This window comes from Lachnotalea sp. AF33-28 (assembly GCF_003477885.1).
Classification (GTDB): domain Bacteria; phylum Bacillota; class Clostridia; order Lachnospirales; family Lachnospiraceae; genus AF33-28.
The window spans coordinates 180662-204560 of sequence record NZ_QUEE01000005.1; the positions used below are offsets into that span (position 1 = coordinate 180662).

At 47.0% G+C, this 23899-nt stretch carries 18 protein-coding genes; 11 read left to right on the top strand and 7 right to left on the bottom strand.

Annotation, left to right across the window (positions count from 1 at the left end; all coding sequences use genetic code 11):
• Nucleotides 1-26: 26 nt before the first annotated feature.
• The 4 genes from DWZ56_RS09110 to DWZ56_RS09125 all read right to left on the bottom strand — a co-directional run bounded on the left by DWZ56_RS09110 (nucleotide 27) and on the right by DWZ56_RS09125 (nucleotide 4343).
• Entirely contained in the window at nucleotides 27-872 is an 846-nt protein-coding gene (locus DWZ56_RS09110) for a carbohydrate ABC transporter permease (protein ID WP_118556244.1), read from the bottom strand.
• A 3-nt stretch (nucleotides 873-875) separates the two neighbouring features.
• Nucleotides 876-1772: a carbohydrate ABC transporter permease gene (locus DWZ56_RS09115; protein WP_118556450.1), complete on the bottom strand. Its 897-nt coding sequence runs from the start codon at nucleotides 1770-1772 to the stop codon at nucleotides 876-878.
• A 136-nt stretch (nucleotides 1773-1908) separates the two neighbouring features.
• Complete coding sequence (locus tag DWZ56_RS09120) at nucleotides 1909-3294, bottom strand: ABC transporter substrate-binding protein (protein WP_118556451.1); 1386 nt, start codon at nucleotides 3292-3294, stop codon at nucleotides 1909-1911.
• 77 nt (nucleotides 3295-3371) lie between these two features.
• Entirely contained in the window at nucleotides 3372-4343 is a 972-nt protein-coding gene (locus DWZ56_RS09125) for a uroporphyrinogen decarboxylase family protein (protein WP_118556246.1), read from the bottom strand.
• A 218-nt stretch (nucleotides 4344-4561) separates the two neighbouring features.
• Here DWZ56_RS09125 and DWZ56_RS09130 point away from each other — a divergent pair, with 218 nt between their 5' ends.
• Together DWZ56_RS09130 and DWZ56_RS09135 are read left to right on the top strand one after the other, a co-directional pair.
• Nucleotides 4562-6370, top strand: coding sequence for a cache domain-containing sensor histidine kinase (locus tag DWZ56_RS09130; protein WP_118556247.1), 1809 nt, complete (start codon nucleotides 4562-4564; stop codon nucleotides 6368-6370).
• On the top strand, nucleotides 6345-7859 hold the full coding sequence (locus tag DWZ56_RS09135; protein WP_118556249.1) for a response regulator transcription factor: 1515 nt from the start codon (nucleotides 6345-6347) through the stop codon (nucleotides 7857-7859). The genes DWZ56_RS09130 and DWZ56_RS09135 overlap by 26 nt, the downstream gene beginning before the upstream one ends.
• A 9-nt stretch (nucleotides 7860-7868) precedes the next feature.
• Here the strand turns inward: DWZ56_RS09135 and DWZ56_RS09140 are convergent, their stop codons facing one another.
• Together DWZ56_RS09140 and DWZ56_RS09145 are read right to left on the bottom strand one after the other, a co-directional pair.
• Nucleotides 7869-8597: a lysophospholipid acyltransferase family protein gene (locus DWZ56_RS09140; protein ID WP_118556251.1), complete on the bottom strand. Its 729-nt coding sequence runs from the start codon at nucleotides 8595-8597 to the stop codon at nucleotides 7869-7871.
• A 1-nt stretch (nucleotide 8598) separates the two neighbouring features.
• Nucleotides 8599-10071 (bottom strand): nicotinate phosphoribosyltransferase, encoded by a 1473-nt coding sequence (locus DWZ56_RS09145; protein WP_118556253.1) that lies wholly within the window; start codon nucleotides 10069-10071, stop codon nucleotides 8599-8601.
• Between the two features lie 600 nt (nucleotides 10072-10671).
• Here DWZ56_RS09145 and DWZ56_RS09150 point away from each other — a divergent pair.
• The 9 genes from DWZ56_RS09150 to DWZ56_RS22620 all read left to right on the top strand — a co-directional run bounded on the left by DWZ56_RS09150 (nucleotide 10672) and on the right by DWZ56_RS22620 (nucleotide 23602).
• Complete coding sequence (locus DWZ56_RS09150; protein ID WP_118556255.1) at nucleotides 10672-11496, top strand: MerR family transcriptional regulator; 825 nt, start codon at nucleotides 10672-10674, stop codon at nucleotides 11494-11496.
• A gap of 147 nt (nucleotides 11497-11643) precedes the next feature.
• Nucleotides 11644-12669, top strand: a complete 1026-nt coding sequence (locus DWZ56_RS09155) for a type IV toxin-antitoxin system AbiEi family antitoxin (RefSeq protein ID WP_147369407.1) — start codon at nucleotides 11644-11646, stop codon at nucleotides 12667-12669.
• A complete protein-coding gene (locus tag DWZ56_RS09160) occupies nucleotides 12666-13502 on the top strand; it encodes a hypothetical protein (protein WP_118556259.1) in 837 nt (278 codons plus the stop codon). The genes DWZ56_RS09155 and DWZ56_RS09160 overlap by 4 nt, the downstream gene beginning before the upstream one ends.
• Nucleotides 13503-13883: 381 nt before the next feature.
• Complete coding sequence (locus tag DWZ56_RS09165) at nucleotides 13884-15233, top strand: MATE family efflux transporter (RefSeq protein WP_118556261.1); 1350 nt, start codon at nucleotides 13884-13886, stop codon at nucleotides 15231-15233.
• A gap of 202 nt (nucleotides 15234-15435) precedes the next feature.
• Nucleotides 15436-15996 (top strand): biotin transporter BioY, encoded by a 561-nt coding sequence (locus tag DWZ56_RS09170; RefSeq protein WP_118556452.1) that lies wholly within the window; start codon nucleotides 15436-15438, stop codon nucleotides 15994-15996.
• A 192-nt stretch (nucleotides 15997-16188) separates the two neighbouring features.
• Nucleotides 16189-16602 (top strand): DUF1284 domain-containing protein, encoded by a 414-nt coding sequence (locus DWZ56_RS09175; RefSeq protein WP_118556263.1) that lies wholly within the window; start codon nucleotides 16189-16191, stop codon nucleotides 16600-16602.
• Between the two features lie 119 nt (nucleotides 16603-16721).
• Entirely contained in the window at nucleotides 16722-16928 is a 207-nt protein-coding gene (locus tag DWZ56_RS09180) for a hypothetical protein (RefSeq protein ID WP_147369408.1), read from the top strand.
• 334 nt (nucleotides 16929-17262) lie between these two features.
• Nucleotides 17263-22623 carry a peptidoglycan-binding protein gene (locus DWZ56_RS09185; protein ID WP_158584514.1) on the top strand — a complete coding sequence of 1787 codons (5361 nt, stop codon included), beginning with the start codon at nucleotides 17263-17265 and terminating at the stop codon, nucleotides 22621-22623.
• A 142-nt stretch (nucleotides 22624-22765) separates the two neighbouring features.
• The gene (locus DWZ56_RS22620) at nucleotides 22766-23602 is read left to right on the top strand and encodes a hypothetical protein (RefSeq protein WP_147369409.1); all 837 of its coding nucleotides are present in this window, start codon (nucleotides 22766-22768) and stop codon (nucleotides 23600-23602) included.
• Nucleotides 23603-23665: 63 nt separating this feature from the next.
• Here DWZ56_RS22620 and DWZ56_RS22975 read toward each other — a convergent pair.
• A partial coding sequence (locus DWZ56_RS22975; RefSeq protein ID WP_207666314.1) for a hypothetical protein occupies nucleotides 23666-23899 on the bottom strand: 234 nt, incomplete at its 5' end.

Sequence of the window (23899 nt, forward strand, 5' to 3'; positions counted from 1 at the left end):
CGTCACCTTCTTTATCCGTTTTTTCATCAACCTTTAATACCGGATGACACAATCCCATCCACCAGATACCTCTGCAGCAGTATAAAGATCACGATCAGCGGCAGGATGGACAGTATGGACATGGAAAACATGGCGCCGTAATCCGACGTGGAGGCTGGGTCGCAGAAGAGCTTCAGCGCGAGGCTGATCGGATACATTTCTGTCTTGCCCACATAAAGCAGCGGTGAGAGGAAGTCCTCCCATCTCCATATGAAGGAGAAGATCGAAGCGGTGATCAGCGCCGGAACCACCAGCGGCAATATGATGCGGAAGAATATGGTGTAGTAGGAGCATCCGTCAATCTTGGCTGCCTCATCCAGTTCCCTGGGGATACCGTTTATAAAGTTCATGATCAGGTATACAAAGAATCCCTGGATGGCAAAGCAGTAAGGAACGATCAGCGGCAGATAGGAACCGATCCATCCCAGCTTCTGGTACCACAGATACTGTGGGATCATCAGGATCTGTGCCGGCAGCATCATGGAAACCAGCATGGCTGCGAACAGGATCTTCTTGCCCCTGAAATTGCATCTGGTAAAGCTGTAGGCGACAAATGCCGAGGACAGCACGGTCCCGGCAGTGGCCAGTATGGTTATGAACGCGGAGTTCTTAAAAAAGGTACCGAAATGGATTTTCCCAAAGCCCTTCCAGCCCGTGGCATAGTTTGCCAAAGTGAATTTCCTGGGGATCAGCTCGCTGGCGGTGGTAAATATGGTGTTGGTCTCCTTAAAGGAGCTCATGAGCATCCACAGCAGCGGATAAACCATGACAAATGCTCCCAGACACACCAGGATGTGATATACGGTCCTGCGGACGATTTTTTTATGTTTCATTTATCAGAAACCTCCTTCATAAACCCACAGCTTCTTGGTTTTGAACAAAATGGCGGTGATCGCGGAGATGATGATCAGCATTACCCACGCCATTGCCGCGCCGTAGCCGGTGTTATAGAATTCAAAGGACTGCTGGTACATGTATACGCTGTAGAACAGCGTGGAGCTCATGGGTCTTCCCTGGGTGATGATAAAGCACTGGGTAAATGCCAGGAAACCGCTGATCATCTGCATAACCAGGTTGAAGAAGATCGTAGGGGTCAGCAGGGGCAGCGTGATGCGGAAAAACTGGTTTACCTTGCCGGAGCCGTCCACGCGGGAAGCTTCATACAGAGAAGAAGGTATCTGCTTTAAAGCGGATAAAAAGATCAGCATGGAGGATCCGAACTGCCATACGGCCAGTAAAATCAGCACCCATATGGCGGTGTTTTTGTTGCCGAGCCAGGAAAAATGGGAGTTGACGCCGATGGCCTGCAGCAGATGGTTGAAGGTGCCGTCCTCTGCAAATAGGCGTTTCCACAGGATGGATATGGCAACGGAACCGCCGATGATGGAGGGCAGATAGTAAGCGGCCCGGTAAAAGCCGGTGGCCTTTGTATTTCTCAACAGGATCAGAGCTACGATCAGGGCGAAGGTCAGCCTTAAAGGCACGGACACAAGCGCGTAGAAAAAGGTTACGGAGATGGATTTGTAGAAGGTCTCATCTTCTGTAAACATCTTGATGTAGTTCTCGATACCGATAAATTTCGGAGCGCCGAGTATTTCAAATTCACAGAAAGAATAATAGAGGGACATTCCCATGGGGACAATCATAAACATCGTGAAGCCGATGATAAAGGGCAGGGCGAATACGACGCCTGCGGTGCTGTTTTTATTCAGATGCTGTTTCAGCGCAGTCATTGATTTTTTCATATTCATTCATCCTCATTTCCGCACCCTGCAAGACGGCCGCAGACCGGGAATCCTGCACCGGTTCCGGCCGTTTTTGGGTACAAAAAGGGCTGCCGCCAGTAAGCAGCGCGGCAGCCCGTATGATTTACTGTTTGCTTTCGAGAATTTTATTTCCCTGGGTCATCAGCTCTTTGGCAGCATCTTCCGGAGTCATCTCCTGATAGCAAACCTTCTCTTCCAGCTTGTAAACCAGGTCATAGACTTCGGTTGCGCCGTTGGGAGATGCGGGGCTCATAGCGGAGCATTTGGGAGTAACTACGTTGTTGATGTATTCCACTACCATCTGATCGGTGGCGCTCATGTCGGCAGCGATTGCGTCAGCTACTACGGATGAAACCGGAACGCCTCTTTCACCGAGCAGGATCTTGTTGCAGTCCACAGAGTTGGTCCAGAAATCGATCAGCTTTGCTGCGTCTTCCGGATGCTCGCTGTCCACAGAAACTGAGAAGAACATGCTGGGCTTTAAGAAGTTGGATTTTACAGCGTCATCGGAAGGCCATGTGGTGATGCCGATTTCCATTCCTTCAGGAGCCGCATTGGTGATGGATGCCATGTTGTTGGAGAAGTAGAATGCACACCAGGACATGTTGCTGGGATCGGAGCCGTAAACCAGAGGTTCCTGCTCAGGCTGTCCGATGGTGCGCTCTGCGAATACGCTGGGATCAACCAGCCATCCCTCTTCGATGCCTATCTTATACAGGTTAAAGAAAGAAGCGATGTTCTCCTCGGATGCTCCGATCTTGCCGTCAGCAAAGGTGGCTTCGCCGAAGGAACGAAGATAGAAATCCATCCAGGATGTACCGTTGTTATACTGCAGGTTTGTCTTGTATCCGGTCTTCTCGTAAACCTGTCTGCAGATTTCCAGGAATTCATCCATGGTCATGTTGTCTTTTACTTCAATGCTGTTTTCGTCCAGCAGGGTCTTGTTGTAGAACAGCGCGGGAGAGTTTACGCCGATGCAGATCGCGTAGAGGCCGTCACCGATGCGTCCGAATTCCTGTACGCTGGGGTCTACATTGGATAAATCGATGACGCCGCTGTCCACATAGGGCTGCAGGTCTACCAGCATGCCGTTGTCCACATACTGCTGGATATAAGCTTTATCCATCTGGATCACATCCGCCATGGTATGTCCGGCGGCAGAGGTGGCCAGCTTGTTCCAGTAATCGGCGCCGGAGAGAAACTGTCCGTCAAAGGTTACTCCGGGGTTTAAGGATTCATAAAGTGTCAGCGCTTCCTGTGTCAGGTCAGCGCGCGTCTGGCTGCCCCACCATGTGATGGAAAGCTCCAGCGCTTCGCCGGAAGCGGCGGTTGTGACAGCGGTGGTTTCATCCTTGCCCTCTGACTGCGCCTGTTTTGTGGTCTCTTCCTGTTTGGATGAGGTGGTCTCAGAGGCATTGTTGCTGCTGCAGCCGGTCAGGCCTGCGGCCAGAACCAGTGCCATAAAGATTGCCAATACTCTTTTTTTCATGTCCTGTTCTCCTTCCATTCCTGTCACCGGCCGGAGGCTGATGACCTGCGCACACATCTGTGTGCATCATAGTTTGTTTATAATCTTCTGGCTGTATTTACAGCCAGGCGGATCCTTGATAAATCCTGTTCCGTGGCGACGGTACAGTCGGCTCCCAGTATGAGGCCTTTTCTGCCAAAGGAATTGACTACGGATTCAATGGTTGTGCAGAGCGCTTCTTCGCTGCCGGAGGCCAGCACCCCGACCCGGTTCGCCAGGCCGCCCATGACCGTTCTGCCGTGGAAGATTTCGCGGCCCTCTTTCATGGAACAGGGCACTTCAAATGTTCCCCAGTTCACAACATCATACAGATTTTCATCGTAATCCCTGTAGTAATCCAGATTGACATCCCGGTTGCATACATGGAGGAAGCAGTATCCTCCCGCATCTTTCACAGCTTTCATGATCATCTGATCGTAAGGAGCCACCCATTCGTCAAACTGCTCTTTCGTCAGGCCGAAACGCCTCTCAGCTCCCAGAGAAGCTACGAATACACCGTCTAAACCGGCTTCTATGTATTTTGCCGCCAGCCCGCAGAGCCCGTCGGTAATCCGTTTGACGGCATCCAGCATTTTGGCGGGATTTTCCTTCATCCACGCATCAAATACGCTCCTGGACTGGTCGTATCCGTAACCCATCCTTTTGAACGGATGATACATGGCGGAAGTTCCCACGCTGTGCAGCGTGCCGATGGTGAAGCAGTCGTCCGGAGTCTTCTCCAGTATCCTTTTAACCAGATTCAGCTGTGTCTGCATAAACGGATCTTCTGCGGAAATGGCCGGAAACCTCTCATAGTCCTCACGGCTGTTCAGATCATAGCCGCTTGATACCAGGTTTTCGTTCATGATCTTCAGGATATCCACATCGGTCTGTTCCAGAAAATCCAGATGCGCCCTGATCGCATTTTCCCCATTGGCGCATTCTGCTGGGAAATGCATGGAAAAGCAAGACGGTATACAGTCCGTTTCTTCCTGCCGGATCGCCCGTATCACTCTTTCCTTCTTTGTCATAGTCTACCTCCCTCTCACTGTTGGTGTAGACCCATTGTAACATCCGGCTTCGGATAAATTAATAAAAAATTCCGGTGTCCTGCATTAAAAATCCGGCTTCTTGCAGACAAAAACTTGCAATTCCTGCACTCTTTTCTTATTATAATAGTGTTGAGCGGCCGGATGGCCGGGCAGCCGCGGCTTCTAAGGGGCCGCATACAGTTCGCAGGGGGAGCGATATGAACAGAATTTTAAACAGGCTTGGGCATGTCCTGGCCGGCATTTCTTTGAAACGAAAAATACTGTATATTGTGCTTTTTTCCATCATACTGGTATCCTGTGCGGGAATTTCCGGGCTGCAGCTGGCCACGTCGGCCTACAACCGTCTGCTCCAGGATACCCTTGCCCGCAATCTTTCCTATTCCGCCACCACCGTATCTTTTTATCTGGCCAACATTGAAACCATGTCAGGACTGATGCTCTCCGACGCCAATGTGCAGAGCAACCTGGCTTCGGTGAAGCATTCGGAAAATCCCAGAATCAGGACTGAGGCCTACAGAAACCTCGCCGCTACGGTGCTGGAATACTATCAGCAGTACAAATCCAATTATATCGGATATATCACACTGAATAACGAGGAATTTATTACCTATTCCAATTATCTCGGATCTCAGAAAACGCCGGATCACATAGAGTCCCATGTGCTGGAGGCTGCCCATGAAGGGGACGGCAGGCCGGTCTGGATCTCGGATTACAGCGATGAATACGGGCTGTTTATGGGGCGCCTGTTCAAGTACATCCAGAGCTCCAACCTGGAGGAGCTGGGCACGCTGATCGTGTCCGTGGATTTAAACGGGCTCATGGATTCCCTGAATTTCAATGAGGGCATGTATGAGGACGCGCAGTATTATATCCTGGCGGATGACCGGATTATTTATAATCATACGGATCTGTCCGAGTCGGTCCGGCAGGGCATGGAGCAGATTGCTGATGGGAAGTACGCGATAATGACGGTGGACGGACACCGGTATTTTGCCGTATCCAACACGATTCCAGGATTTAACTGGACCTATGCCTGCTATGTGTCCTACGATCCGATCTTTCATACGGTTTCGCTGGCTAAGATGATCAGCATCGTGATGCTGGTGATCAGCGTGCTGCTGTCGGTGGTATTTTCGGAATCCATGATCGCTTTTATCAGCAGGCATACCAACCAGCTGGTGCGCAAGATGCAGGCTTTCAGTGCGGATGAAAACGCTGTGATTGAAAATGCGTATGACTACAGCCGCCGCCGGGACGAGTTTGGACTGCTGAACCGTCAGTTTGACAGCATGGCGGAAAAGATCAGGGAGCTGATACAGGTCAATTATGTGAATGAGCTCTGGAAAAAGGACGCTCAGCTCAAAGCGCTGGAGATGCAGATCAATCCTCATTTTCTGTACAATACGCTGGAATCCGTGAACTGGCGGGCGAAGGCCGCAGGCAACGGGGAGATCTCCTGCATGGTGGAATCCTTGGGCACCCTGCTTAGGGCGACGCTTAGCAAAACTAATTCCATTCTGGATCTGAAGCAGGAGCTGGAGATCATCACCGCGTATATCACGATTCAGAAATACCGGTTTGAGGACCGTCTGGAGTATTGCATCACCTGTGAGGAGGGGCTGTACGGCGCCAGGATACCGAAGATGATCATACAGCCGCTGGTGGAGAACGCCATCAACTACGGCCTGGAGGAAAGCACGGAGTTCTGCAGCATTGGGATACTGATTGAACATGACCGGACGGATCATACGCTGGTCATCCATGTGAAAAATGACGGATCACAGTTTGAAGAGGATCTGCTTTTAAAGCTGCGTTCTTCCCAGATCAAGCCCAACGGATTTGGCATAGGGCTGATCAACATCGACGAGCGCATCAAGCTGATGTATGGCAGGGAATATGGGCTCACGCTCTATAATGAGGACGAAAAGGCTGTGGCGGAGATACGGATGCCATATATTACCGGGGAAGAGGGGGATGCGGATGCTGAAACTGATCATTGCGGATGACGAGAGGGTCATCAGAGAGACAATATCAAACTTAATAGACTGGAAGAGCCTGGACGCAGAACTGATCGGCTTATGCTCCAACGGACTTGAGGCTTATGATATGATTATCGATGAATCGCCGGACATCGTGCTGACCGATATCAAGATGCCGGGAATGAGCGGGCTGGAGCTGATCCGGAAGATATCGGAGACGGACCTGGATACACAGTTTGTCATTCTCTCCGGCTACGGAGAGTTTGAATACGCCAAGGAGGCCATGAAATACGGCGTGAAGCAGTATGTGCTCAAGCCCTGCAGCCAGTCCAAGATTGAGGAGGCCATAAGGGAGGTCTCAAAGGACTGTTATGCGCGGAAACAGGCCAGGAATCTGGAGAACAGCCAGTACCTGCTCACCAACAATATGCAGCATAACATTATGTCCAGCATCATCGGCGAGAGCATGGGGCAGGACAGGCGGTGGGAAGAGATTCTGGAGGAATATGAGCCCTATATGGATTTTCACGGGACCGCCTATCAGCTGTTTTATGTATATTATCTGGAACGGGAGAGCCTGGAGCCGTTTCTGGCAGAGCTTAGACAGTACTGTCTAAGCCACATGCCTCAGGTGACTCTGCACGGCGTATATGTGAGCAATACGCTGCTGCTGTTTTTCAAGAGCTTTTCAGAGGATTACAAGGAGTTTACCGGGTATATCAGAGGGCTTGACTTTGAAACCCAGCATGTGACGCTGGAGCTTGCGGGGGAGGCCTATGACAGCCTTCAGGAGCTGCTGCGCGTAGTTCTGGCCAAACTGACCCGTTACAGCAACATCTACTATATCAATAATTTCCACAGCATCTACACCTGCAACTATAACTATATTATTGAGGAGACCGGACGGCTGTACCAGCAGATCCGGCAGGGCAGCGCCGGGGACATGGACAGGATGTCGGAGATCCTGTCGGGGATTGACGATATCGATTTTCTGCGGCAGCTTTCCGGCAGCCTTATGCTAAAGGCTGCGCTGGATGATGCATCCCTGTCCACGATCCGCCTGACGGAGTGGCTGGCTAAGGCCAACGAGGAGACGGATATCGGCAGGCTTAAGCAGATGGTGATTTCCCATTTGAGCGAGATGCTGGCCGAACCCCGGCAGGAGAGCTCTTACTGCGCCATGACCAGGCAGATCTTTGAATATGTGGAGAACAACCTTCAAAACTCCAATCTGACGTTAAACTATATTGCGGAACACTGCCTGTATATGAATGTGGACTATGTGAGCAAGAAGTTTGTCAGGGAGACCGGGCGCAAATTTTCGGATTATCTGACGGATGTGAGGATTCGAAAGGCCAAAGAATATATGATGTCCGGGGATAAGATACAGGACATCGCGGAGAAGGTGGGCTGCGGAAAGAATCCCCAGTATTTTTCCCAGCTGTTTAAAAAAAGGGTGGGCATGACGCCCACCGCTTATATGGCGAAATACTGCGGAGCGGGGCAGGCCCGTTAGAAGGACCCTTTAAAATTCTTCCAGCATCTCTATGATCCGGCCGCGGGTATAGGCGCCGAGAAATTTCTTCTGTTCCTTGTCCAGCGATGCGATATCGATGGGTTCACCGAAACGGAAGGTGACTTCCTGCCGCTTTATCCGGGGCATGTGTTTTTCAAATATGTCCGCAGTGTTATGGATGGCGACGGGGATGATCGGACATTTCGTCTTTTCGGCCATCTTCATGCTGCCTTCCTTGAAGTCCAGCAGATCCGTCTCCTGTTCGGCCTTGTTCCTTGTGCCCTCGGGAAAGATCCAGACGGATATCCCGTTCTTGATCTTGTCGATGCCCACCAGGATGGTTTTTAAGCCTTCCTTGATATTTTCACGGTCCAGAAACAGGCAGTGCAGATATTTCATATAAATGCTTAACAGCGGAATCTTTTCCATTTCCTTTTTGGCCACAAATCCGCATTGGCCCTTAATCAGCGTATATCCGATGACGATATCAAAGTAACTGCGGTGATTGCCCACATAGAGCACTGCCCGGTCATCAGGGATATTTTCCCTGCCGATTACGTTCACCTTTGTGCCGGACAGGACGATGATCACGCGAAACGCCCACTGCACAATGGCCAGAGAACTGCGGCCCTTAAGATCGGGGTTAAACTTGCCGATGATCCATTCCACGAGCATGATCGGGATGGAAAAGATCAAGAACAGCACTACAAAAGTTGCGACGATAATAAAACGCAGCATATCAAACCTCCTGCATCTGATTTAATGAATTCATGCGGTCTAAGAGCCTGTTTTTCATATGATAGAGCTCATGGGACAGGTCCACATGTACCTGATGGGGATTGACCAGACGGCGGGTCTCATCCCATAATGTATCCAGCTGTGCGGCGCAGTAGTCACGGATTTCCATAACGCTGGGAGAAGTGTATATACAGCGGCCGCCCTGAAAGACCGGAACCAGCATCTCACACATCCGGTATTCACCCGGGCGCAGATAGGTCTTCTTCCAGGTATCCACCGGATCAAACAGCAGCAGGGGATTGCTCTCTTCGTATTTCTCATCCGCAAGGGCGATCAGATCGGCGATGATCTTGCCGGTGGCGCGGCTGTAGATGCGGTAGACCGTCTTATTGCCGGGATTGGTCACCTTTTCCGTATTTTCGGAAATTTTGATCTTGGGGATGAATTTTCCCGACGCTTCATCCAATACTGCCGCAAGCTTATAGACGCCGCCGAAAGCGGGGCAGTCGTTGGAGGTGATCATGTTGGTGCCGACACCCCAGGAATTGATGGCCGCGCCCTGATTCTTAAGGCTCTGGATCAGATATTCGTCCAGGTCGCTGGAGGCGGAGATCACGGCGTCGGTAAAGCCGGCGGCATCCAGCATCTTTTTGGCTTCCTTGGACAGATAGGCAAGATCTCCGCTGTCCATGCGGATGCCGTAGAACTTAAGCTTCCGGCCGGCCGCCTTCATCTCCTGAAATACGCGTATCGCGTGGGGGATACCGGACTTTAATGTATCATATGTATCCACCAGCAGCAGGCAGGCGTCCGGATAGAGCCGGGCATAAGTCCTGAAGGCCGTCAGCTCGTCGGGAAAGCTCATGATCCAGCTGTGCGCGTGGGTCCCCTTTACCGGTACATCGAAGAGCTGGCCGGCCAGCACGTTGGAGGTGCCGATACACCCGCCGATCATGGCGGCCCTGGCCCCGTAGGTGCCGGCATCAGGTCCCTGCGCCCGCCGCAGACCGAATTCCATAACACCGTCGCCATTGGCGGCATAGACCACACGGGATGCCTTGGTGGCGATCAGGCTCTGGTGATTGATCAGGGTGAGAATGGCTGTTTCCACCAGCTGCGCTTCCATGATCGGAGCAACCACCTTCACTAACGGTTCCCGGGGGAAGATTACGCTGCCTTCAGGTATGGCGTAGATATCTCCGGAGAAACGGAAGTCCGCGAGGTATTCGAGAAAATCCTCATCGAAGAATCCGGTGCTGCGAAGGTAGCTGATTTCATCGGGGCCGAATTTGAGCCCCCTGATGTAGTCCATGAGCTGGTCCACGCCCGCCATGACGGCATAGCCGCCGCTGCAGGGATTGGACCGGTAAAATACGTCGAATACCACGGTCTGGTTTCGGTTTTCCTTGTAATAACCCTGCATCATGGTCAGTTCGTAGAGATCTGTCAGCAGGGTGAGGTTGCGAGAGTCCATTCTGTATCCTCGTTTCTGCGCCGGGAGGCGGCACCTTTTCTCATTGCAGCCATGTCAGCAAGCCGACATGCCCCTTTTGGGGGATGCGCATGATTTTCAGAAGTAAGAGTCTGCTGCGCAGACGAAAATCAGCACGATGTAATGTCTGCCGACATTATATCAAGTCAGCAAGCTGACATGCCCCTTTTGGGGGATGCGCATAATTTTCAGAAGTAAAAGTCTGCTATGCAGACGAAAATCAGCGCGATATAATGTCTGCCGACATTATATCATGTCAGCAAGCTGACATGCCCCTCCGGGGGATGCGCATGATTTTCAGAAGTAAGAGTCTGCTGCGCAGACGAAAATCAGCACGATATAATGTCTGCCGACATTATATCAATAAAAACCAGATTTCACAAGAGGAGATGGACTGCTTCACAGGATTCGGAGCGAATGATGTTACTGTTTACACCCTGCCCTCTCATACGCGGGAATTATTCGCTAACTGTGAACAGTAGCGAACGATGTTACTGTTCCGGCCCTGTCTTGCGCGGGACGTTTTCAGTAGTCGAGTACAGCAACGGATGATATACTATATCCAAAGGAAGTGTATGCCAGATGAAACAGCTTTTTACCGTAGGGGAAATGCAGAACCTTTTTCACATAAACGCCAAGACGCTTCGGTATTATGATGAGATCGGACTGCTGAAGCCGGAAAGCACCGATCCGGTTACAGGGTACCGTTATTATTCCACGCGCCAGTTTGAGCGCTTAAATACAATCAAATATCTGAGGGCTCTGGATATGCCTCTGGAAAAAATTCGCCGTTTTTTTGAAAATAAAGATACCGCGACGATCCGCCGGATCATGGAGGAACAGCTGGAAGAGACCAGAATCAAGATTGAAAATCTGCGCGGTATTGAACATAAGCTGGAAAAACGGCTGTCATGCCTTGCCGATGCGGTCGGTGCCGAGACCGGCCGGATCCGTCTCTGCAGCCTGCCAAAACGCCGCATTGTCTTCCTTCGCCGGGACATACTGCAGGGGGAAGATCTGGAATATCCGATCAGGGAGCTGGAAAGGGAGAATAACCTGGAGGCGGTTATGTTCCTTGGCAAGGTCGGCGTTTCTGTTTCCTGCGAGCGCCTGCTTCAGCGGAAATTTGACCGCTTTTCCGGTATTTTTGTGCTGCTGGAGGAGGAAGACGGGTACCGGGGGGAGTGCCGCTGTCTGCCGGACGGAGAATATTTGACGATATCCTATTCCGGCACCCATCGGCACTCGGAAGAGTACTACTGCCGCCTGCTGGATGCGGCGCCGGAGATGGGCTATGTGTGCGCCGGAGATTCGGTGGAGATCACCTGGATTGATTCCGGATTTACGGACGATACGGCCAGGTATCTGACCGAGCTGCAGATCCCGGTCAGGCGGGTGAATAGATAAGTTTGAAACGATATCTTACAAAATCCCTTAAATGGCGACGTTGAAGCTATAAAGCTTACTTATGGAGCAGGGGATAAGTAGTTATTGACTTGATTTAGTTTCACTGATATAATAGGTTTCACTATAAGAGTGAAAGTGGTGATTACAGTGAAACTTGATGATAGAAAAGGAATGGAATGTGTAGCAAGTAAAATGCTTAAGCTTCCGAATATCCAAAAATACGAAGTAGGTCGTAAAACAGAGAATGGATTTATTGCATCTGTGGAGATGGATGACGGCTTTGAATTTAAAATACATGCTTATTCCGTACAGCAAGTGTATCCATCTACAGTAATGCAACTGATTGAAAAGAAAAGTAATGAAAAAGAAATCCATATTATAGTGTCGCCCTATATATCGGAGCGAACAGCTGAAATTTGTGAAAAAAATGGGATGGGGTATTTTGATTATGCTGGGAACTGTTGGTTTGTTGGACATTCAATTTACTTGTCAGAGCGGGGAAATAAAAATCTTCAGCCAAAGCAGAACAGTGCGGTTTCAGTATTCGGGAGATCTTCCAGGGTATCTTCCTTAATTTTGCGGGAACTTTTTGCAGATTTAACTAAAGCATGGAAGTTAAAGCATTTATCAGAGAAGGTCAACTGTAGTATTGGTCAGGTGTCAAAAGTAATGGATTTCTTGGTCAAGAATGCATGGGCGGTTAAAACGTCAGAAGGATATAAAATTTCTGAGCCAGAATCTGTTTTAAAGGAATGGAGTAAGACCTATGGTAAAAAGGAAGTATCTTCTTATCCTTGCTATAGTCTGGAAAATCCAGCAGCTTTGGAAAAAAAATTAAGAAAATTAAGGCAGGATATGGGGATAGAAAGTTATCTTACCGGTTTTTCCGGTGGAGTCCGATATGCGCCAGTAGTTCGTTATAACAAAGTGCATGTCTATATAGCACCGGAAGACATACAGGAAGCAATCAATTATTTAGAATTAAAAGAAGTGGATAGTGGTGCGAATGTGATTATCTTTACATTAGAAAATGATTCTTATATAAAAGACTGTAGAATAATTCAAGAGGATAAGGTTGTGTCACCATTACAGATATATTTGGATAGCACACAGTTAAAAGGGCGAGGCGAAGAAATGGCGGAGGCAGTCCTTAAAAAGGAGATTATTAAGTGATAAGAGATGAAGATTTGAAAAGCAGTATTGATTATTCAGAAGGACAAAAGGAAGCAGCTCACAGAATATTGGTGGAACTGGTAAATATTTTTAAAGAGTATGAGGAAGATATTCGGATTGTAGGCGGCTGGGTTCCAGATTTGATGTTCCCGGGAGAGGGACATATAGGTAGTGTAGATGTTGATGTTCTAATCAATCATTTAACACTACAGGATGAAGGATATCAGAATATGTCAAGAATTCTGCAGAGTTGTGGATACAGAGAGCATCCGGATAAATATTTTTCATTTGTTAAAACAGTGGAGATAGAGGGAATTTCTTATGATGTAGATGTTGATATTTTGGCGGGAATGTATGGTGGGACACAACAAAAAAGAAGAAGTCAACATGTGCAGGGGATTAAGGCATTAAAGGCCACAGGTGGAAATTTTGCATTTGATTTTCCAGCACAGAAAATACATGTGGAGGCAAAGAGACCGGATGGAGCCTTAGATGTGGCAAATGTGAGTGTTGTTGCGGTAGTTCCTTATCTGATTATGAAAGCGACAGCAATGGGAAGAGGAAAGGCCAAAGATGCTTATGATATTTATTTTTTAATTAAGCACTATAAAGGTGGTATAAATGAGCTGGCAAAAGAGTTTCAACCTGCCGAAGATAAAAAACTTGTACAGGAAATGAAAGAGAAACTGGCTGGTAAATTTGCTTCTGCAGACCATGCAGGTCCCAAAGATGTAGCTGATTTCTTGGAGTTGAGTGATGATGAAGATATGGCAATGATAAAAAGGGATGCTTACGAGCAAGTTCAGGCATTACTCAATTTAATTTCAAATTGAATAATATTTCCATCAAAAGAAGCTGCCCGATAAGGACAGCTTGTCAGCTATGACCGTGCAGTTGTCCGCATAAGCAGGGGCTTCCTTCAGTATGTCAGAGAAAGCGGATACATCAAGGGTGCTTCCTAAGTATAGACATACAACAAAATCTATTAAATAGCAAGAAAATCGGCGGATTTAAAGGTTTTTCTAGTGTTTCACAAGTTTAGATGGGGCAAAGGACATACCTAATTACAAGCGTTACAGTTTAATATTACATTTTACGACTGTGAAAAAAATTATACTTGACCTTCCAGCTGCTGGAAGGTTTATCCTGTTTATTGGGGGAGATGAGAGCGGTATTTCACCGCCCGATGAAGACTCCCGGGAAGAGGAGAGAGTATGAAAGACGAAAATCTGCTGACGGAAGGCGGCGTGCTCGGAGTGCTGCTGCGGTTTTCCGTTCCCTTTTTAATCGCGAATATCATTCAGGCGCTGTACGGCGCCGTTGATCTGATGGTAATCGGCCGTTACTGCTCATCGGAGAGCGTGGCTGCGGTTTCCACGGGCACTCAGGTCACCCAGATCATCACCAGCATGATATCCGGGCTGACGCTGGGCGGGACCATTCTGGTGGGGAAATATACCGGCATGCGTGAGGAAGAGCAGACGAGAAAGACAATCGGGACTACGCTGACACTGTTTGCCGGCGTGGCGGTGATACTGACAGGACTTTTTTTATGGTTCACCGATCCGATTCTGACGGCTTTAAAAACTCCGTCGGAGGCCTTCGAACTGGCCGGAGAGTATGTGAGAGTCTGCGCCTGCGGCATATTTTTTATCTGCGGATATAATGCGGTCAGCGCCATATTGCGGGGCTATGGGGATTCTAAAAGACCCATGCTGTTTGTGGCGCTGTCCTGTGTGCTGAACATCATCGGAGATGTGCTGCTGGTGAAGTATGCGGATATGGGCGTGCGCGGCGTGGCGCTGGCTACAATCCTGTCACAGGGAGTCAGCATGTGCTGTGCGATTGTTTACCTGAACCATAAGCGTTTTATCTTCCGCTTTACTCCCGCAAACTTCCGGATCGACTGGCATAAGGCGGGGGAGCTGGCCAGGGTGGGCATCCCGATCTCTCTGCAGGAGTGCATGGTCAGGCTTTCTTTTTTGTATCTGACCTCAGTGGTAAACCGGCTGGGGGTCAACGCGGCAGCGGCAGTGGGGGTAGCCAGCAAATACGATGTGTTTGCCATGCTGCCTGCCACATCCATGGCCAGCGCACTGGCTGCGTTCACCGCTCAGAATTATGGAGCCGGCAGGCCAAAGCGCGTGAAGACAGCGGTATTCGCAGGCCTTATCTTTGCGGTGCTGGCGTCCGGCTGTTTCTTTTTGTGGGCGCAGCTGTCCCCGCAGACCATGATCGGCATATTTACGGACGATGGCGCTGTGATTCGTGAGGGCATTCCGTTTTTCCGGTCCTGCAGCTTTGATTATCTGGCTGTGAGCGTGGTATTTTCACTGAACGGTTACTTAAACGGCAGGTCCAAAACTGTATTCACCATGATCAGCTGCTGCTTTGGCGCTCTCTGCCTGCGCATGCCCTTGATCTGGCTGGCATATACCTGGTGCCCGGATAATCTGCTGCTGATCGGCGCCATAGCGCCTGCTGTGTCGGGGATTATGGCAGTGTATACGTTTGGTTTTGTGATCAGGCAGTTCAGGCGGGATCTGGGAGGCAGAACGCAGTAGTATTCACAGTTACCGCAAACATAAAAACCGAATGTAAACCAAATAAAATATTTGGGTTGACAATTGGAAGCGGTTATGGTATTCTTTATTCCGATATTAAAAACAGCGCACTGTGATGCTGCGTTTTCTTTCCGGACGGATCTGCAAAACGGGGTTACGGACCGGAAGGCTGCAGCGCGGTGCACAAAAAGCGGAGGAAATGATGTCAACAGCAGAAGCGGTCAAAAATAAAACTTATGACATTGCGTTTATCGCATTATTTGCAGTCCTTATAGCGATTTGCTCCTGGATATCCATACCGATGGCGGTGCCGTTTACTATGCAGACCTTTGCAGTATTTCTGTCTGTCGGGGTGCTGGGAGGCAGGAGAGGAACCCTGGCGGTCCTGGTTTACATACTGATGGGAGCTGTGGGCCTTCCGGTGTTCGCCGGATTTTCGGGAGGGATCGGCATACTGGCCACCAGCACGGGCGGATATATCATAGGATTTTTGTTTTCCGCGCTGGTTATGTGGGGGCTGGAAATACTTCTTGGCAGAAAGACCTGGGCGCTGGCGCTTGCTATGGTCCTGGGACTGATTGTCTGTTATGCCTTCGGGACAGCCTGGTTCCTTTTAGTGTATACGAGGAACAGCGGTGCGGTGGGCCTGGGAACGGTTTTGGGATGGTGTGTGTTTCCGTTTATCATCCCGGATCTGGTGAAAATTGCGATGGCGCTGGCTTTGGGCAGGAGAATGTCGGCGGTGATGAACCGGATCAGATAAACCGCGGCGTGACTATAGAGCGGAAATACGCATGTGTTTAGAAAAAAAGAAACGAAGCGCCGGGCAGATACGCCGGGGGAATGTGACCGCATTCTTCCGGCATTTGTTTTATAGAAGAATTCTGGAAACGTGATTGTTTTCATTGCTATTAGCCTGCCGTTGATAAGAATCAGACGATCAAAGGAGAAAAAAATGGAAAATACCGATATTGTGAGAATCAGAGCACATCATGGGATGTGCATCGCTTATTTTGAAGGTAAAGGTTACAGCGACGGTTTTGTACACCATATGATGCTGGTAAAACAGAGGATGCAGGACAATCCGCGCATCCGCGTCATCTGCAGTGCGGATGAGGTATGCCGTCTTTGCCCAAACAACCGGGACGGAGTCTGTGAGACCGCCGGGCTGACAGAAGGATATGACACAGCGGTGATGCGGCTGTGCGGCCTCTCGGACGGCGCGGAAACGGAATGGGAAGAGTTCGCCGGACTGGTGAAGGAACGGATACTGGAGAAAGGGCGGAGGAAGGAAATCTGCGGCGGCTGCCAGTGGAATGATATCTGTGAGAGAAAAGACGGCGAATTTACGGCGGATGGAAAAATCTGAAAATAAATTTAAAAACATGTTGACAGGATACAATGTCAGCGTTATAATAAATACAGAACAAATGTTTGGAACATAAGTTTGAAGATGACTGCTTAAGTCAGGAAAGCGGGGCGGTTAATATGATTGAATCTACGTATCATTGCAATGACTGCAATGCCAGGCTGTTTGATCTGGTAGCGGAGGACGGTTGTCAGATCGAGGTGAAGTGTCCGAAATGTAAGAAGCTGGTGAGGGTGGACATCCGCCAGCTGCTGGAAATTATCCAGTTTATGCAGAAAACCGCGGGGACAGATGCACAGACTGCAGTTCCCGCCGGCGTTATATAAGAGGATAGCGAAACAGCACGCGTCAACTACCTGTTTGGGCATCCGGATGCACAAGGATATCCGGGAGCGCACCAATAGCAGGAGAAACGCAACTCAGATACAGAGTTGGTTTCTCCTGCTATTTTTAATTCAATAGAGCGTGCCCTATTGAATTAAAATGCTCCGCAAGGATCGCACTGCGGCGGGAAGGTATTATGTCGCTAAAGCGACCCGCCGCAGGCGGATTTATATAGATGTCACTGAAAACGCATGGGTTCCGGAGGATTAAATTTGGCCAAAGCCCGTGCACATCCCAAAAGGTTCGGATTTACCGCACAGAAAGAAGAGAATGATTATGATTAATGCAAAAATGAAAACAGGCAGTACCGTGTATTGCGGACCTAGCAGCAGTATTTATGCATCGGTTGGATCAGTCGATGCCGGCGCAGATGTCGTGCTGATTTGCAGAGACCCGATTGACAGCAATTATGTTTATGCAGGATATGCGATTAATGTAGGAGAAGCGGCTGACGCCAAGAGAGGGTACATCCCTGTCAGTGCAGTTAATGTTTCCGTTACGGATGTAAATAAGCTTCCTGCCCGTTCGGCAAATGGAAGGGCATGCCGCTGCACATCGAAGCTTACAGTAATCAATAAACCCGTAGGGGGATCCGCATCCGTCGGCAGCATCAGCGCGAATGAGAGTTTTACCAGATTTGACGAAACAGATAATGCGTATACTTATGTAGAGTACAGCACATCTTCCAAAACAAAGAGGGGATTTGTCCTCACATCGTCCCTGTCTTCCGGCTCTAATACAGGAAGGACCGGCGTGGTGGCGGAAAGCTGTGATGTGTACCATGGACCCGATCTGGACGGATATGCCAAGGTGGGCAGCGTGGACGCCGGAGAAGTGGTGGCTGTGCTGGAGTATGAGACACCGATATCAGCGGATAAATGGCTGATGATCGAGTATAACACCACATCCGGCAGAAAGAGGGGATATGTTCCCAGACATTACATTTCCATTACTTCCTTTTCCGGCGTAAATGTTATGCGCAAAATCCAGTCCATTGCCACTTTCGCGGGTACGGCTTCGGCTAAGGCATACTATGGGCCGAATACGACTTTCCCCAGCGTAGGTTCCATCGGCGCGGGTGAACTGGTGAGCCTCATTGACCAGTGGGATACAAACGGCAGCTACCGCTTTATCGAATATAATACATCCGGCGGCAAAAAGAGAGGGTATGTGGCGGGAACGTTCTCAAATGCCACCGGCTTTGATCACCGGGCGGCCATGAACTACGATGTATATCACGGTCCCGATACCAGCAACTATGCCAAGGTGGGCAGTGTGGATCAGGGAGACCCTGTGAAGATCATATGGCAGGAAGGTGATTGGTTTTATATCCAGTATCCGGCGAAGAGCAATCTGAAAGCAGGCTTCGTACCTAAGACCGTAATTAAGGATTATGCGGGCATCAGTACGGATACGCACAGTTATGCAGGGCATATGCAGCAGGTCAATGCCGGCAGCCAGGCTGTTGACGTGAAAGCAGGGCCGGACGCCTCCTTTGCGAAAGTGGGAACGGTATCTCCTACGGAGGGTGTAACCGTATTCAACTATACGAAGGACGGATATACCTACATTGAATATGCCACCTCCAAGGGAACAAAGCGCGGATACATTCCCACATCCAGCCTGAATCCCGAAACGGTTCAGGGAAAATTGGCGTATGTCAGCGACGCGAAAGCGGGTGCATACGTGGGAACCGATACCACTTATTTTAAAGCCGGAGGCGTTTATCAGGGCGAATTTGTTGTTGTGCTGGCCGAGGATAAAGAAACCATCTATCAGACAAAGTGGTCTTATATAGAATACAACAGTTCGGCAGGCAGAAAGAGAGGATATGTGGACAAGACCAGCATCACGCTGCTGCCGTATACCGGACAGATCCCCGCCACAGTCAGATCGAGACTGAAGATGTGTGCAGTAGTAAATGACGGAAATGTTATGTACGGGCCGGGAAGCTATGCCAAGGTGGGAACTGTAAGCGCCGGAGAAAGGGTAATCGTTCTGCAGGAGGACGGCCCCAGCCAGTATTCCTATATTGAATATTCCACCGGAAAAACAGCTTCTAAGAGGGGGTATGTTCCCAACAGCAACCTTACAGATGTGTCTGCTTCCTTTAAAACGGTGCCTGCACCCGGCAATGCTGCCCTAAAGCGGGAGTACAGCGACGGTGTTTCCACGGAGACTCTGGAATATTACCAGTTTGGCGGCGGGCCCAATGTTCTGATCGCATATTTCGCGGAGCATGGATTTGAGGATGCGTGGGCAGCGGACGGCTGGGAACTGGCACAGATCGGCTGCGGAGTATTTGACCGGCTGTATTCCCAGAAGGATAATTTAAGCGGCTGGACCGTTTATGTGATCCCCTGCCTGAACCGGAAGGGCGTGCTAAACGGTTGGACGAACAATGGCCCGGGACGTACTGCGGTGGACAGCGGTGTGGATATCAACCGTTGGTTCCCTACCAACAACTTCAAATATTACAGCGACGCGAGAAACTGGAACCGCGCATCCGTTAGGGAAGGAAATCTGCTCAAGAGCTTTATCACTTCCAAAAAGAGCAGTTCATCCGTCACCATTGCGCTGGATGTACACGGCTGGCTGGGTTACAGCATCGGCGATGCGGAAATCGGAAAGAGTTTCATTGATCAGTTTAATTTCTACAATAAGTCTCTGGCGAACGGAAGCGGTTATTCCGCTAAATGGTGCCAGGAACAGGGAATCAAGGCATCTCTGATCGAACTGCCCCTCCCCGCCAATCCCGCGGCAATCATCAGCGGAAACTATGCCGGGAAGGTAGCGGATGCGATTGTGGATGTGATGGGCAAATCCTGGAGCGGCAGCGTAAGCACAACCAGCTATTCTCTGGGAGCGGAAGGCAGTATGGTGGAGTTGTTTCAGGCGTATTTGAAGTATAATGGGTATTTTTTGCCTATGGTAGATGGAAGATTCAGAGAAAGTACTGTTGATGCGGTTAAAAAGTATCAGGCTGATCAGAATCTCATCAGTGATGGCATAATTGGAAGTGAAACTTGGGTGACTATGGGATTTTCGACCTCTTTAGCCGGAGAGGTGGACACAAGTACTACAACATATCAGAAATATCGGAAATATGCGGACTATTATGTTGATGTTATGATCGGATACCATACAATACCAGGTGCGATTAATGAATTTTATATAAGCGATAATAATTACAATATGAAATCAGGCACTGATGAACTAAAAGCAGAACATATACTGAATGATGTAGGAATTACCTATCAATTTTATATTCTGTATACTCCATATGGATTCCGAATTAAATCAAAACTGAATTCAAAATTGGTATCCTATGATCCCAAAACTGGAGAAATTGTATTGGATGAAATAGGAGCATATTCTGATTATTACCAGTTATGGAGTGTGGTAAGCAATATGAATGGTTCTGTTCTTATTCGTAATATTTATAAACCCGATTCTTCATTAACCTTAAAAAATAATAAATGGTGTCTCGAACCAGGTGCTAATTTGGTAGAATGGTGTTGGGTTACAGATCACAATGATTTGACAAGTGATTTATTTACTGAAGGTGTAAAACTATATAATCTTCATAATAATTACGCATTTGATATAACAAGGTTACTCAAAACATATTTAGAATCTTATCTACAGGATTGCTATGATCACGCCTATATTACTGAAAACGAGTACGAATTATTGGACAATCATGATAAGACTTTCGAAATGATGAATGCTGATAATATACTGCACTTTTGGGAAAAGGCTGACTATGGAAGAGAATGGGATATATCAAATAGCCATATTTGGAATAGAACAAAAAGAATATGTCTTTTACCATTTTCCTTGAATATAATTATTTGTAATGGTAGAGTTATTGAAGAAGACATACCTGTATACCTAAGAGGATTTACATATGGGTATCTAGGAAGAGCGTATGGTTTTGGTGAAACTGCTCTTAGATGGCTACTAGGTATATTAAAAAAATCCCGATCATTGCTAATTGCTGATAGTGCTGCTCATAATGGTGTGTTGTCTCATGATGAGTCCTGGTACAAAATGATGGCTGCTATAGAAATAGGGTATGGTCCTTTTTCAGAAAATGAGACTATGGGTATTGATGAAGAGGAATTTAAAGCAGTAAGAGATGGCATAAGTACTTACATAAAAGATGAAAACAGAATTACACTTAAGATTGATGGGGCGATTGATGAAAGAGTAATGAATGCTTTATTTGGTCTTCCGATTAATCTGGCAAAAGGCAATGCAATTTATATTTATGCCCCCTTAAGAATATCAGATACAGATACTATAAAAAATGCGGGAAAAACTGCAGCAGCGGTTAATATTGCGGGAAACAGTGCCTATGGCATTGAGCTAATAGCGTTTAGGAGACTTCTGCAATCTGGTATTAGTTTAATACCGGTTTTCAATAGTTATGCTAATAAAGTAGACTATTTTACATATGAACAAGGAAGACAGGATGGGATTGTCGCAAAAACAATGCTGGATTATTATCAGATACCCGATGGAACTAGGATTTATTTCTCTTATTTGTTTAGTCCTAAACATATTGGGTTAACTGGTGAAATCTATTATTTTGAGGGAATAAGATCATATTTTGATGAATGTGGTATATCAAATAGATACTCCATTGGTGTATATGGAGATATAACGGCATGCATTGTTGCTTCAAATAAATATTCTATGCATTCTTTTTTGTATGATATAAGTGAGATTCCAGAAAATAATAGACCTGATTTTTGTGATTACCATCAGCACTGGGCTATTGTTTTAACAGATGAAAATAATAGTCTTAGAACATTTGATGTTGAAATTCTTAATCAGAATAGCATAATATATAATCAAAAGGCGTATCCGATAGATTGGAACGAGATTATCCTTAACGAGAGTGGTTTGGAGCGTGTTGCCTACAATTGGACATATGTCTTACTGGAATCACTAAAAGTAACTCAAATGTTCTTTAAGAAACCACCATTAGATACAGAAATACCACTATTTGATTGGGGCTATTTACGGTTATCTCTGAAGGTTAGCAATTCGTATGAACTGAGTATTCCGGATACCAATATTTTTATGACTGTTACGGATCATAATATTTCAATGTCAGCAAAAGAAGATATACATATTGGAGCGTTGACAATAGGTGCACCAATGATTTCGCTTGATGAACTCGATACTGTTGCAGTAGCAATGGAAAATGGTCTGTTTGCCTTATCGTTTACTAAAACTAAAGAAGGAATAACGGTTACACTGTCTATTGTAATAATTTCTGAAAATAAAGGAGGTGAATCTGATAATAGTGAGTTAAAAACTACATTGGAATTTATATTACTATACAGAGATATTCAAAACTCTCCTTGCTATGAGGTTTACCAGGTAGTTGACGAAATTATGACATCATATAAACTTACACATATTACTTATAGGGAAAAAGTAGTAGGTGCATTTGTTGTAACCCTATTTGTTGATGTCTTATCCGGAGGCGCATTTTGGGCGATAACGAAAGACCTTTCAGGAACTTCACTAGTTCCTTCTGTTGCACCTGAAATTGAAAATCTATGGGAAGCTTTTAAGAAACTAATTTATGAGATGCTGAAAAGCATAGAATTTGTTAAGTAACAATTAAATTAATAGGGGGTAAGTGCAGATATTTTGGTTCTTTCTGCAATTCCCCCTTTTTACTGCCTTGTATTATTGACTTGCTTGATCTAAACTAGAGTAGTAGACAACAACCAGATATTTTTTAATGTAAGGATATAAAATGAGAAAGACTATAATTGTTTTGGCAATATTTTTATTTATACTATGTCTCGCCGGTTTACCGCAAATATCAAAATTTTTTACATTAAATGAATCATTTCCTTCACAAGAAGATGCTTATAATATGCAATTAGATAGGGATAAAATATATACACTGTTAATGGACGACGTAATGTCTGATAAATATACATCTCTTGATACAAGCAGCATTACAAGTGTAAGCTATACTGGAATAGCGGATATTCCATGGGCACTATTTTATGAGAGCACAATGGATCAAAGCTATAATAAGATATTAGACAATTATAATGGAAGTGGAAGTTACCATATGCTATGGATGCATGCACCAAGAGGCCGGCTTACGTTTCAATGCAGTTCTGAGGGGGATAACTATAATTTTGAAATTTTATCAGAAGATAACAATGTATTAATAAAACCGCAGGCTGGTGAAGATTTTGAGGAGCTGTTTAGCAAATTGGGACTTAAGCCACTGCTTAATTATGAAAATCTGTTATATATTTTTCAGTATTTTTATGAGTATCGTGATCAGCTTACGGTAGGCGAAAATGAGGATAATTATTATTTTAAAGGACGCTTGAAAATCCCCCTATTAAAAATGGTGGGAGCTGAAGCCTTATATGGTCTGACCTATTATTATGGTGATTTAACACCTTTAGAATACTGCGAATGTGATATAGTAATAGATATCATAAAGGATAAGCCTAATAACGGAAAAATAGTTTTTGATTTTGGCAATGCATTATTAGAAGCATATCCGGATGTTTGTGAGTATCCTCTTTATACCAGTTACTATGAAATTTTATATGAGTATAAATAGCGGGATCTATTTTTATAAAAACGAGCAGACCGCTTGGGGCTTAATCAGGACCTGCCAGTTTGTTTATAGCTTCGTTATTGCTAACCAAATAAACGGTACACATCCGACCATTATTAAAAGCACCGGTAAAATATACGAAATTCTTTTTGGTTTGATTTTTTTTAATACAGGCTCATCTACAGTAAGACCTTTATTGGTTAAAATACATCGGGCTTGTTCTGCGACATATATATGGTACCCGTTTTCGGATGTCTTACGAAGATATAGTATTTCTTTTTCCTCATTTCCTTCTATTCT